Annotated in this window: 2 protein-coding genes (1 of these 2 running past the window's edge); both read right to left on the reverse strand. The window is 71.5% G+C overall.

Features of this window, described 5'->3' with window-relative positions; all coding sequences use genetic code 11:
- Entirely contained in the window at positions 1–363 is a 363-nt protein-coding gene (locus E1291_RS04345; RefSeq protein ID WP_131736229.1) for a hypothetical protein, read from the reverse strand.
- Positions 360–14,216, reverse strand: partial view of a DUF8616 domain-containing protein gene (locus tag E1291_RS04350; protein WP_131736230.1) — the 3' portion only. It continues 16,107 nt past the right edge of the window; the window shows 13,857 of its 29,964 coding nt (coding positions 16,108–29,964); its start codon lies beyond the right edge, outside the window; the stop codon is at positions 360–362. The genes E1291_RS04345 and E1291_RS04350 overlap by 4 nt, the downstream gene beginning before the upstream one ends.

A 14,216-nucleotide genomic window follows, 5' to 3' on the forward strand; every position in this document is an offset into this window, starting at 1 on the left:
CTATTGTCCGGCGTGGCCGGGGGCGTTGTGATCGGGGGCGGGAGGCCCTTCGGGCGTGCGGTCCGGGGGCGAGGGGCCGCCGCCCGGCCCGGTGATCTCAATGATCCGCCCCGCGTCCGGCAGGGCGGCGACGGTGGCGGGCGGCCGGAAGCCGCGGCCCTCGGGCTCGTCCGGCGTCGCCGCGCCGCCGAAGATCGGCGTGGCGGTGAACAGGCCGGGCGTGACCTCCAGCGGTAAGGCGCGGGTGGCCGGGAGCGCCTCTCCATTTCGCAGGCGTCCATCATGACGGAGACCGCCCGCTGTGGCTGCGCACGAACGCAGGCCCGGACAAAGGCCGATCTCCCGGGGAGTGCTGAGCGTCATCGGTTACGAAACTGCCGGTAATAGTACACGATATAGGGCGTGTATGTGAACTTCCTTTTGAGTTTTGGCTTAACTGGCTCGAATCCCGGCGCATACCATGAGTCGCCAGCTTGGAAAGTCCATTCCTCGTTCGGGTGGAAATCGACCCAGAAACCGTCCGGCGGCCACACGGGAGCGGGTTCGCCATTGGATTGCTTCTTCACGGGATCGGCGCTCGCCGCGTAAACCTCCCCCTCGTGGGACATCCAGCCATACTGGGGCGTTGCCCTTACCGTGACGCCAAGTTTGTTGGCCAGGTCCTGGCAATATCTAAATTTGCCCACCTCGCAAGAAATGAGGATAACTTTACGGCCGTTCAAATTCGGGTCATATAGGATGGCATTCCCGGTTTCCTCGACTTCGCGACTCCGGTGGTTGAAGTACGGACCTCTCGGGGTGCCATGAGCGGTGAGCACGAACCATTCCGAATTAGGGCGAATTTGTTGTGCGGACCGCCGTAGTGTGTCGGTGGGTGCAAACCACGCACGCCCGGCGGGTATGAGGCTGTCACGGTAAAGCTCGTGCAGTTCGGGCGGCAGGCCCTCGGGTATGCCGTCCTCGGATATGACGCCTTCGGGTGTGCCGCCCGGAGGGTCGTTCCTCCCCCAGCGCCACCAGCGCCGGGAACGCGTAGAAGGCTTGGACGCGTCCGGTGCGGTGGACCCGAGGACGGATGTCGGCAGGTGCGCGTCGGGCAGCCTGACCGGCGCCGGGTTGGGATCCCTCCTCGGCGTTGGCGGGGGCTCAGTACTGGCAGTCCCTTGTGGAACCGTGTCCGTTCCCGGGGGGCCTGAGCTTGCGCGCTCGTCCGGGTGGTGCCCGGGCGCGTACCCGCGCTCGGTCGCATACCTGGCCCAGGCTCTCGGTTGATGCGTGGTCCAACTACCGATCGGTGGGAAGTAGGGGCTCACGCCCCCGTCGGACCGAGGGTCCCTCGGTGAGGTGAACACCGCGCCGTCGTGGGTGATCCAGGCGACGCCATCCGGTGCCGTTACCCGCACGCCGAGTTCGTCGGCGAACTCCTGGACCCAGTCGCCCATCATCTCGTTGGTGACCAGGAGGATTTCGCGGCGGTTCCAGGTCGAGTCGTTGCGGATGAGGGCCGCGAAGTCCTTGGGGCCGACCCAGCGGCCGTTGACGATCAGGCCGCCGCGCTGATCGCCGTAGGCGATCACTACGAGCCGCTGCGGATCGCGGGCGATGCGCTGCGCGTACTTCGCCAGGCGATCCCCCGGGGGGATGAACGAGCGTCCGGACCGCGTGGCGGTGCTCGCGGCGTAAGCCTCGCGCAGGTGGGGTGGCAAGCCCTCGGAGACGCCGTCCGAGGGATCCTTCCACCAGCGCCGGCTACGCCGGCGGCGCTCGGTGGGTTCGGAGGTGGGCGTCGGGTCGTCCGGGTGGTGTCCGGGGGCGTAGCCTTCCCTGCCTGCGGGCTCGGACGGTTCGCCCGGCCTTCGGGTAGTGCTCCATGAGCCGTCCGGTGAGATCTGGGGTCCGGTCTGCCCGTCGGGTTGGAGGTTCTCCGATGCCGAGTAGATTCTCCCGTCGTGGGTGATCCAGGCTGGCTTGTCCGGCATCGTCACCGGCACGCCGAGGACCCCGGACAGCCTGTTGGCCCAGACGCCCATGTTCTCGTTGGTGACCAGGACGATTTCGCGGCCGCGCCAGTTCGGATCGTTCTGGACCATGAGCGCGATGTCGTCGGACAGGAGCCGTTGTCCGTTGCTGTGGGCCTCCCACTCGTCTCCGCGGAAGACCAGCACGTATCGCTGCGGATCGTGGGGAATGCGCTCGGCCAATCCCCACAGGGGTGAGTCCGGCTGGTACAGCGCACGTCCCGAGGGCGTCTCGACGGTGGCGCGGTACACCTCGTGCAACCCGCGTGGCAGCTCGTCGGGGACGCCGCCCGAGCGGTCGGCGGGGGCCGCGGGCTCGGTGTGCGTTCCGGTGGAGTCGTGCTCCCTTCTCCACCAGCGTCGGCTACGCGGGCGGCGCTCAGTGGGGTCGGGCGTGTCCGCCGGCACTGCACGGCGCGACGGATGGTCCGGTACCGGTGGCTCCGGCGTGGACATGGACGAGGGCGGGCTGTCCGGATCGGCCGGGGGTTGTCCGGTCGGTGGTTCGTGTGCGGTTCCCTCGGGTTCTGGTGGAGTCGTGGCCGTCTCGGCCGCGGGCGGGTGGGTCGTGTCCGCCGTATCCGCGGTGTCCGTGGGGGGTGTCCGGTTCCCGTTCTCGGCCGGTCTTGGCTCGTCGGCCTGGTCGTCCTGCGCCGGCTCGTCGCTGCCCGGGCTTTCACCGTTCTGGACGGGGCCGGAGGCGTGGGGCGGGTCGGTGGGTTCGGGTGTGGTGGACTTCTGGCGTTCGCCGTTGGGCTGCTCGGGGGCGCGCTGGTCGGTGTGCGGCTCCGACGGCGGTCTCCGGTCGTCCTGGATGAGGGGGTCTTGGTCTCGGAGGGAGGCGGTGTGAGGCGTGCCGTCGTCGGGGGCGGTGCTCGGTCGGGCGGCGCGTTCGTCCGGGTGGTGGCCGGGCGCCCATCCGTCCCTGCCCGCCGGGACGGGCCAGTCGTCCTCGTCCGGGTAGAAGGTGATCCACTCGCCGTCCGGCGGGGTCTTGACGTACCAGCTCCCATCGGGGCGTTGGTACGCGGTCGTTGAGAAGAGGACGCCTTCAGGGGTGACGCCGGCCCGTTTGGTCGGCGCGGTCACCGGCACGCCGAGCTCCCTGGCCAGGGCCTGGGCGAAGACGCGTTCACCCACGTCGCACGAGATCAGCAGGACCTCGCGGCCGTTCCAGTTCGGGTCGTGCCGGATGACGTCCGCTAGTTCCTTGGGAGTAAAGAGCCTTCCGTCGAGAACGCTGCCTTCGGGCGCGCCGTGAGTGACGAGAACGTACCGTCGTGGGTCGACGGGGATGGCTTGCGAAACCATCCGGGACGGGTCGTCAGGGAGGTGAATCCCACTTCCTGACGGTGTGCGGTAGTTGAAACCTTCGACGTCACCCAGGATGGCTGGTGGGTCGCCGACCTCGGACGCCGGACGGGCCGTCCTCTCCCAGCGCATCCCGCCCTCGCGACGCTCGGGTTCGGTGGGGCGCGGCGCGTCCGGCTCAGCCTCGCCCGGCCGGTGCGCTGGGCCGTGCGTCACCGCGGAGTCGCCCGGCGGCGCCGGCCACAGCGAACGGGACAGCGTGACCGGGGCCGGAGCTTCGACGACAAGGCCGGACAGCGGGCCGCTGAACACAGGGCCGCGCATGTCGTAGCCCTGCATCTGTGTCCCGGGATCCGCGGCGACGTCGGTGACCGCCTCCGTTCGGGCGTCGTGGGCCATCTCGCCGGGGTCGCCGATCAGGTGCCCTCCCCTGTCCACCGGCTTGGACCCTTCGCTTGGGACGCGGCCGAGCCAGACGCCGTCCGGTGGGATCCGGGGCCGGGCCCCTCCGACGGAGTCGAGGTCCCTCGATGTGGCGTACACCGAGCCGCCGTAGGTGATCCAGGGCACTTCCTCCGTCCCCAGGACGGGCACGCCGAGCCTGTCGGCCAGGCCCCTGATCATGTCCTCGCTACTCCGGGTGATCAGGACGACCTGGCGGCCGTCCCAGGTCGGGTCGTTGCGGATGAGGGCCGCGATGTCGTCGACGTCGAGCCAGCGTCCGCCGGCGATCATGCCGTGGTCGCCGCCGTGGCCGGCCAGCACGTACAGGTTGGGGACGGGGGGGATGCGCTGCGCGAACCTGCTCAGGCGTTCGCCGGGCTCGAACAGCGAACGCCCCGAGGGAATGGCGGTGCCCGCGCCGTACACGTCACGCAACGCGGCGGGCAGACCCTCGGGGATGCCGTCCGAGGAGTCGGCGCCGGGCGCGGACTCGGTGCGAGGTTCGTCGGCCTGACCATGCCCTTCGGGCCGGCCGGGCTCGGGTGCGCCGGCCCGCTCGCTTTGTGCCGGCTGACCGTTGCGCGCCGGCTCACCGTTCCGTGGGGTCGCGCCGTCCTGGACGGGTTCCGAGGTGCGCGCCGATCCGTCGGCCGGTGCCGGTTCCGTGCCCGCCGTCGGCTGGGCGTCCGAGGTCGGCCGGGCGTCCGGCGTCGGCTCGCCGACGTGCGCCGGGTCGGCGGGCGGCGTCGGCTCAGGTGTCCGTGCCGGTTCGCCGGTGCGGGGTGGTCCGGTGGTCAGGCCGCCGGGTGGGGTGGCGGGCTCGGCGCCGCCAGGGGGGTGCGCGTGCGTCTCGGCCGGCCGGAGCGGCGGACCGTCCGGTGCCGCGGGTCCGAAGGTGGACGTCGACAGGTGTGAGCCGTCCGGTTCGTCTCGCGTCGGTTCGGTGCCGTGCGCGGGGTCTGCGGGGGGCGATGGCTCCCCGTCTCGCGCGGGTTCGACATCTCGTGCCGGTCGAGCCGGTTCCTGTGGTTCGGTGGGCTCGGGTTCGGGGGCGGTGTCCGGTGGGGCGGCGTGTTCGTCCGGGTGGTGGCCGGGCGCGTACCCGTCCCTGCCCACCGGGACGGGCCAGTCGTCCTCGTCGGGGTGGAAGGTGATCCACTGCCCGTCCGGTGGGAGTGTGATGTACACGTCTCCATCGGCGTCCGGGGTTCCCTCGGACGCCGAGATGACCGCACCGCCGACGAGGACGTGGGCCTTCTTGGTCGATGCCGTCACCGGCACGCCGAGCTCCCCGGCCAGGGACTGGGCGTAGTCGCGAGAGGCCCCCTCGCACAAGACCAGCAGGACGGCGCGGCCGTTCCAGTTCGGGTTTTGCCGGATGACGGCCGCGAGTTCCCGCGGGGTGAGGACCAAGTCCTCGAAGAAAGCGCCGTCGGCGTCGCCGTGCACGCCGAGCACGTACTGGTGCGGGTCGGCGGGGATGGACGGCGTACCGTCCGGAGCCGGTTCGGTGTCCCAGAAAAGGTCAAGCCCCGACGGGATGGCGATGCCCTGTTCGTACACGTCGAGCAGATAGCGCGGCAGATCTGGGGGGAGGTCGGCTGGAGGAGCCGTCCTCTCCCAGCGCATCCCGTCCTCGGTGCGTTCGGGTTCGGTGCGTTCGGCTTCGGTGGGTTGCGGCGTGGCCGGCTCGGGCTCGCCCGGCCGGTGCGCCGGGCCGTACGGTGCCACGGAGTCGCCGGGCGGCGCCGGCTGGAGCGAGCGCGGCATTCTGACGGGGGCCGGAGTTTCGACGACACCGCCGGGTCGCGGGTCACCCGCCCGGGCGGACGTGTCGCGGGCGCGTTCGTCGGGGTGGTGTCCGGGCAGGAACCCGTTCCGGTCCACTGTTCCGGGCTGCTCGCCCGGGGCTCGGCGGGTCCAGGCGCCGTCCGGTGGGATCCGAGGGCCGGCCCGTCCTTCGGAGCGGGGGTCTCTCGATGTGGTGTAGACCGTGCCGTCGTGGTCGATCCAGGCGACGCCGTCCGGTGCCGTGACGGGGACGCCGCCGAGCCTGCTGGACACCTGTTCGGCGAAGTCGTGCATGCCCTCGTTGGTGACGAGGGTGACTTCCATGCCGTCCCGCCATCGCGGGTCTTCCCGGATGAGCCGCGCGACGTCGTCGGGGGTGAGCCAGCGCCCGTCGGCGATCATGCCGTGTTCGCCGCCGTGGGCGGCCAGCACGAACCGGTTCGGGTCGGCGGGGACGTGCTGCGCGAACCTCCCCAGGCGGTCGCCGGGCTCGAACATCGAACGTCCGGCGGGCACGGCGGTACTCGCGTCGAACACCTCGCGCAGTTCGGGCGGCAGGCCCTCGTGGTGCACCGTGGAGGCGGATGTGTCGGCCACCGTCTCACCTGGCGGGTGCGGCGGGCCGTCCGGTGCCTCGGATCCGGGGGTGGACGTGTCCAGGTGCGAGCCGCCCGGTGTGTCAGGGGTCTCCGTGGCGCGGTTCCCGGGTTCCGTCGGGCTCGGCTCACCTCGCGTCGGCTGGTCGTTGGGTGAGGGCTCGCCCTGTTGGACGGCGTCGGAGGTGGGCCGTGGCTCGTCGGCCGGTTCGTCGGCCGGTGTGGATTCGGCGTCCGCTGGCCGGGCGTCCTGCCCCGGCTCGGTGCCGTGCGCGGGGTCGGCGGTGAGCGGCTCGGGCGGCGGTGTCCGGTCGTCCCGGGGGGCCGCGTTGTCACCCGGCGCGTCCGGTTGCGCGCTGTACCAGGGGTCCCAGAGGGCGACCTCGTCCCGGTGGTGTCCGGGCGCCCATCCTTCCCTTCCCACCGGGACGGGCCAGTCGTCCTCGCCCGGGGAGAATTCGAGCCACTCGCCATTCGGTGGCCATGTGGGCACCATTTCCCCATCGGGGAGTACGCGGTCCACGGTCGACGAAAAGAGCAACCCGTCCGATGTGCACCAGACCAGTTCGGTCGCCGCCGCCACGCGCACGTCGAGCCTTCCGGCCAGCCACTTGGCCCAGTTCTGGTGCTCCGCGCCCTGGCCCGCCTCGCACGAGTCCAGCAGGACCGGCTCGTTCTCCCATATCTCGTCGTGCCAGATCATGCGCCCGAGTTTTTCGACGCCGAAGTTCCCCTTGTAACTGGGACCGTTGACGTTGCCGTGGACGCTGAACACGTAGTACTGCGGCACGACGTGCGGCGGCCGGACCATTCTTTCGGGCTCGAACAGTGAACGTCCCGCCGGGCCGACGACGCTGGCGGTCTTCAGCTCGTTCAGTTCGTCCAGGTCGTACGAGTCGTCCGGGGCGATGGCGTGATCGGGTCCGGTGGGCGCCTCGGCGGGGGGTTCCTCTCTCTGCCAGCGCCAGCCGTGCTCGTGACGCTCGGGTTCGGACGGGTTCGGCTCGTGCGGCGGGTCCTGTGGCGCCGTGGAGCCGCCGGGGGGTGCCGGCTGGAGCGAACTGGGCAGCCTGACCGGGGCCGGAGCTTCCTTCTTGTACGGCGGCACGGGGTGGACGCGTTCGTCCGGGTGGTGTCCGGGCGCGTATCCGTCAGTGCCGGCGAAGGACGACCAGGGGGCCGGGGTCCGGCTGATCCAGTCGCCGTCCGGTGGGATCCGGGGCCGCGCGTGCCCGCGGGACTGGGGGTCTCTCGATGTCGCGTAGACCGTGCCGTCGTGGTCGAGCCAGGCGACGCCGTCCGGTGCCGTGACGGGGACGCCGCCGAGCCTGCTGGACACCTGTTCGGCGAAGTCCTGCATGCCCTCGTTGGTGACGAGGGTGACTTCCATGCCGTCCCGCCACCTCGGGTCCTCTCGGATGAGCCGCGCGACGTCGTCGGGGGTGAGCCAGTGCCCATTACCGATCAGGCCGTGTTCGCCGCCATGGGCGGCGAAGACGAACCGGTTCGGGTCGGCTGGGACGCGCTGCGCGAACCTAGAGAGGCGGTCGCCGGGCTCGAAGAGCGAACGTCCGGCGGGCACGTCGGTACTCGCGTCGAACACCTCGCGCAGTTCGGGCGGCAGGGCGTCGTGGTGCTCGGTGGGGGCGGGGGCGTCCGCCTGTGCCTCGTCCGGCCGGTGTGACGGGCCGTCCGGTGCTTCGGATTCGGAGGCGGGCGTCGCCTCATGTGGGCCGGCCGGCCCGGCCGGATGCTCTCCGGCGCGCGTTCCGTCGCCGGGGCCGGTCCGCTCCGGCCCGCCGGCGGGCTGAGGGCCGTCATCGTGCGCAGGCTCATCGCCCGGCGCCGTGTCGCCGTCGGGGCGGGGGTCGGGCACCGCCGGCGGTTCGGCGGCCGGGATCGGCTCCGCGGGCCGCGCCGGTTCGGCTGCCTGCGGGGGTTCGGTGGTCCGGGGCGGCTCTGGCGGCGGTGTCCGGTCGTCTCGGGAGGTCGCGTTGCCCCACGCGTTCGCGGACGGTCGTGCGTCGTGATCGAGGTCGATCTCGTCCGGGTGGTGTCCGGGCGCCCACCCCTCCCTGCCTATGGGGACGGGCCAGTCGTCCTCGTCCGGGGAGAAATCAAGCCACTCGCCGTCCGGCGGCCACGTGGGCTTCTGTGATCCATCGGGGAGGATGGTCTCCAAGGACGAGGTGAAGAGCAACCCGTCTTCGGTGCACCAGACCAGCTCGGTGGCCGCCCCCACCGTCACGCCGAGTTTCCCGGCCAGCACCTTGGCCCAGCTCTGGTTCTCCTTGCCTCGGCCCGCCAGGCACGAGTCCAGCAGGACACGCTCGCCATCCCAGCCCGCGTCGCGCCGGATCAGGTGCCCGAGCAGATCGGTGTCGAGTCTCCTGAATCGAGGACCGCTGATGTTGCCGTGGACGCTGATCACGAAACGCTGCGGCACGACGCGGGGCAGCGGCTCCTTGAAGTCGAACAGCGAACGTCCCGCGGGGCCGGCGACGCTGGCGGCCTTCAGCGCTCTCAGCTCGTGCGGGTCGTAGTAGCCGTCCGGGGCGGTGGCGCGACCGAGGCCGGCCGGCATCTCGGCGAGGGGCATCTTCAGCCAGCGCCAGCCGCCCTCGTGACGCTCGGGTTCGGCCGGGTTCGGGGCGGGCAGCGCCTCGTGCGGCGCCTCGTGCTGTGCCGTGGAGCCACCGGGAGGTGCCGGATGGAGCGAGCGGGGGAGCCTGACCGGGGCAGGGGCTTCCTCCCGGTGGGGCTCGTAGCCGAACAGCCGCCGGGCGGGGATGCGTTCGTCCGGGTGATGTCCGGGCGCGTATCCGTCTTCGCCGACGGAGGACGGCGCCGAGCCCGGGGTCCGGCTGGTCCAGCCGCCGTCCGGTGGGATCCGGGGGGCCGCGTACCCGTGGGAGTCGGGGTCCCTCGATGTCGCGAAGAGCCCGCCGTCGTGGTCGAGCCAGGCGACGCCGTCCGGTGCCGTCACGGGGACGCCGCCGAGCCTGCTGGACAGCTGCTCGGCGAAGTCCCGCATGCCCTCGTCGGTGACCAGCGTGACTTTCATGCCCGGCTTGTACTTCGGGTCCGCCTGGATGAGCCGCGCGACGTCGTCGGGGGTGAGCCAGCGCCCATTGCCGATCATGCCGTGTTCGCCGCCATGGCCGGCCAGCATGTACGGCTGCGAATGGGCGGGGGTGCGCCGCGCGTACCTCGCGAGGCGAGAGTCCGGGTCGAACAGCGAACGTCCGGCGGGCACGTCGGTGCTCGCGTCGAACACCTCGCGCAGTTCGGGTGGCAAGGGGTCGCGGTGCTCGGCGGAGGCGGGGGCGTCCGTCCCCCCGTCGCCCGGACGGGGCGGGGAGGCGTCCGGCGCCTTGGAACCGGGGCCGGGCGTCGGCGGATGTGCGCCGTCCAGCCTGGACGGCGGATTGTATCCGGGCGCGTAGCCGCCCTTGCCCGAGCTCATGGGCTTCTGCCGCTCCACGCTCGGGTAACAGATCTTCCAGCCGCCGAGCGGCGGGAGTATGGGCGCCGGCGACCGGCCGGAGGGGGAGGCGTCGCTTGAGGAGAACATCCCTCCCTGGCCGTCCGTCCAGACGTCGAGGGTCGGTGCGCCCACCGCGACACCGAGCTCGTTCGCCAGGCCCTGGGCGAGGTCGGCCGAGAAGTCGGCGAACAGCAGGACCTCGCGCGGCTCGCCGCTCTGATGGCGCCAGTTCGGGTCGTTCCGGATGATCTCGGCGAGGTCCCCGGCGGAGATCCCCCGACCGCCGGCGATCGCGTCTCCGAACGGGTCGACGTCCAACGCGAGGACGTAGAACCGCCGGGAGGCGGCGATCGACTCGGGGACCTTCCACGTGCTTCCGCCGGGCTCGCACAGTGAACGTCCCGAAGGGATGTCGTGGCCGTACACGTCCCGCAGTTCGGGCGGCAGGGCCTCGGGGATGCCGCCCGAAGGGTCGGAGACACCGGGCTCGGGGGCCGTCTCGGGTGGGGACTCACCCCTGCTCCGCGCGGTCCCATCGGGGGAGGCGGGCTCGGTGTGCGGGTCCGTGGGGAGTTCGCCGTTCCGTCCGAGCCGTTCGGGCTCGGTGGAGTCAGGCGTGCGGGACGCTGTCTCACCCGGCCGGTGCGGTGGGCCGTCTTGTGCCGCCGAGCCGGTGGTGGAGGTCGGTGGCCTTGAACCGTCCGGCTTCTCGGGGATGTCCGCCGCCGGCGTCCGGGTGCCGGTTTCCGCCGGTGCCGGCTCGTCGGCCCGGCCGTCGCGCGCCTCGCCGCGCGGGGTTTCACCGACCTGGACGGGCCCGGTGGTGCGTGGCGGTTCGGTCGTGCGCGGTGGTTCGGTGGGGTGGGCGGTTTCGCCGGGCCGGGGTGGCTTGGGTGCCGGTGTCAGGTCGCTGCTCAGGGGATAGGCGGTCTCGTCCGGTTCTGCGGGCGGTGGGGTGTGCGGGTCGGTGGGGTCGAGCGGGGTGGTCTCGCCGGGCGCCGTGCCGGAGTGCTCGGATGTGGGGACGGTGCGGGGGCGGCCGGTTTCGTCGGGGTGGTGCCCGGGGGCGTACCCGTCCCTGCCCACCTCGACGGGCGGGTCGTCGGTCGGGTAATGGGTTCTCCAGGTGCCGTTGGGCGGGTCCGCGGCGATCTTCCGTCCGTCCGGCAGGGTGACTTCGGACGATGTGGAGACCGTCCCGTCGCTGTCGATCCGGACCTGGTCGCTCGGCGCCGTCACGGGCACGCGGAGCCATCTCGCGAGCTCCCAGGCGCTGCCTGAAACGTCTCCGAAGTCCGCGTTCAGCACGACTGCGCGGCTGTGCCAGTTCGGGTCGAACCAGATGAGATAGGCGAGCTCCTCGACACTAAGGCGCCGATCGCCGATGCTCATCCCGTCGATTGAGCCGTTAACGCTGATCGTGTATCGGTCCGGATCGGCGGGGACGCGTTGCGCGTACGCCTCCCGGGGGTCCTGAGGTTCGTACAGCGAGCGTCCCGACGGTGTTTCGCGGCCGGCCGGATAGATGTCGTACAGGCTGGGCGGCACGCCCAAGGGGACGCCGGCCGGGATGGGGGGCGGAGGATACGCGTCCTTGGTGTAGACGGGGGGAATCCGCCGATCAAGGTAGAAGGTCCCCCACTTGCCGTCGTACGGCGTCCTCGGTATCGGCTTCCCGTCCGGGCCCGGGACCGAGGACGACGAGAACGTCCGCCCGTCCACGGTGACCCAGCCGAGGCGGGTCGGCGCCGTCACCGGTACGCCGAGCTCAACGGCCAGGGCTTGGGCCCAGTCCCCTCTGCCCACATAGCACGAGGACAGGAGGACCTCGCGGCGGTTCCAGTTCGGATCGTGCCGGATGATCTCCGCGAGTTCGTGGACGGTGAGGGGCCGCCCCTTGAAGGTCACGCCTCCAGGACCGCCGTGCACGCTGATCACATATCGGCGCGGATCGGCGGGAACGCGCTGCTCGTACCCCGACAAGGGGTCATCGAGATCGAACATCGCGCGTCCGGAGGGGGTGACGATGGTGTCGCGGTAGAGGTCGTGGAGTTCGGGCGGCAGGCCGGGGAGGAACTCGCCGGACGAGGTGCCGGGGGCGGGTGTCTGTCCGGGAGCGTAGGTGCCCCAGCCCGTCTCGGATGGTTCGTCCCACTCGCTGGGGGGAAGGGACTTCCATCTGCCATCGGGTGGGATGGCGGGTCCCCTTCGTCCGTCGGGGAGGGTGACCTCCGACGAGGAGAACACACGTCCGGTCTCATCGGTCCAGGTCGGGCGGTTCGATGCCGCCACCGGGACGCCGAGTTCTATCGCCAGGGCCCAGCCGAGGCGCAGCGCGGGACCGTCGGCGGACAGGACGACGTCGCGGCCGTTCCAGTTCGGGTCGTTGCGGACGACGGCGGCCACCTGATCGACGGTGAGGCGCCGGTCCCCGACCATGACGTCGTCGCCGTCGCAGCGCACTTCGAGGACGTAGCGCTGCGGGTCGGCGGGGGTCTGCTCCGGCCGCCTCCACGGGTCGTCCCCGGGTTCGACCAGCGACCGCCCGGACGGGACCTCGCGGCTCGCGTCGTAGACGTCCCGCAGGTGGTCGGGCACACCTTCCGGGATGTCGTGCGACGAGGCGCCGAAGGCCACGTGCTCACCGGGCGGGGATTCGTCCCTCCGCCAGCGCCAAGGGAGATGCGGAGGTTCGGTGGGTTCGCGCGTGCCCATCTCCGTGTCGCCGGGCCGGGCCGGTGTCGCGTCTCCGGACGTGGGCGCCGGCGTGTGCGAGTCGTCCGTCCGGACCTGGGTGTCCGGCCCAGCACTCTGGAGGGGGTCCGAAGCGCTCGGGGACTCGGTGGCGTGGTTCGGTTCCTTGACGGGTGTCGGCTCGGTGGTGAGCGGTGGCGTGGCGTCGTGCGCCGGTTCGGTGGCGGGCGTCGGCTGGGCGGGCCGCGCCGGCTCGGGGGTGCGCGGTGGTCCGGCTACGGTGGCCGGGTGGGTGGACGGAGTCGGCCCGCCTGCCTGCGGCGGCTCCGTCGCGTGCGGCGGTTCGACGCTTCGGGGCGGCTCCGCCGTCGGTGGGGTGCCGGACGTGTCGGCGTGGGGGCGGCCGGTTTCGTCCGGGTGGTGGCCGGGGGCGTACCCGTCTCTGCCTACCTCGACGGGCGTCTCGTCGTACGGATAATGGGTCCTCCAATTGCCGTCGGGCGGGTATGCGGCGATCTTTCGCCCGTCGGGCAGGTCGACTTCGGACGACGCGTAGACCGTCCCGTCACTGTCGAGCCAGACTTGGCCGCTCGGCACCGTCACGGGCACGCCGAGCAGTCTCGCGAGCGCTTGGCCGCGACCCCAGAGATCCCCGTAGGGGGTGTTCAGCAGGACTTCTCGGCCGTCCCAGTTCCGGTCGTGCCGGATGAGGTCGGCGAGGTCGGCCGTGGTGATCTCCCGATCGCCGAGGCCCGGCTCATGGAAGATGGAGCCGACGCTGAGCACATACCGATGCGGATCGGCGGGAATGTGTTGCGCGTACTCCGCCCCTGGGTCGCCGGGCCTGTACAGCGCACGTCCCGACGGCGTTTCACTGCTGGCGGGGTAGATGTCGTACAGGTTGGGCGGCAGCCCCAAGGGGATGTGGTCGGGGATGGGGGGCGGAGGGTACCCGTCCCTGGTGAAGACGGGATCGGCCTGCCGGTTCGGGAAGAAGGTTCCCCATTTGCCGTCCGGTGGGATATTCGGCCATTGCTTCCCATCGGTGCCGATTATCGAGGATGCCGAGATCACCTTCCCGCCTGCGAGGCCCCAGGCGATCTGGGTCGGCGCCGTCACCGGTAGGCCCAGCTCATCGGCCAAGGCCTGGGCCCAGTCCAGTCTGCCCACGTTGCACGAGACCAAAAGGACCTCGCGGCCGTTCCAGTTCGGATCGTGCCGGATGATCTCCGCGAACTCCTGGACGGTGATGGGCGTCCCGCCGAGGAATACGCCTTCGGGACTGCCGTGCAAAGCGATCGCGTAACGGTACGGATCGGGCGGCAGATGATGCGTCCACGGAATCGCGGGGTCGTGGGGTTCGAGCAACGAACGTCCGGCCGGGATGGCGGTGCTGGCGCGGTAGAGCTCGTGGAGCTCGGGCGGCAGGCTGGAGGGGACGCCGCCGGACGAGTTCTCGGGGGCCTGCCCGGGAGCGTAGGCGCCCCAGCTCGCCTCGGCCGGGTCGTCCCACTCGTTGGGGGGATAGGCCGTCCATCTGCCGTCGGGCGGGATGGCGGGTGCCGTCCGCCCGTCGGGGAGGGCGATCTCGGACGAGGAGAACAACCGCCCGGCCTCATCGGTCCAGGCCGGGTGCCTCGATGCCGCCACCGGGACGCCGAGTTCTATCGCCAGGGCCGAGGCGAAGCGCGGCGCGGGCGCATGGGCGAACAGGACGACGTCGCGGCCGTCCCAGTTCGGGTCGTTGCGGATGATGCCGGCGACCTGTCCGGCGGTGAGGCGCCGGTCCCCGACCATCGCGCCGTCGTCGTCGCAGCGCACTTCGAGGACGTAGCGCCGAGGGTCGGCGGGAATCCACCCCGACCGCCTTTCCGG

Source organism: Actinomadura roseirufa (assembly GCF_900659635.1).
Classification (GTDB): Bacteria; Actinomycetota; Actinomycetes; order Streptosporangiales; family Streptosporangiaceae; genus Spirillospora; species Spirillospora roseirufa.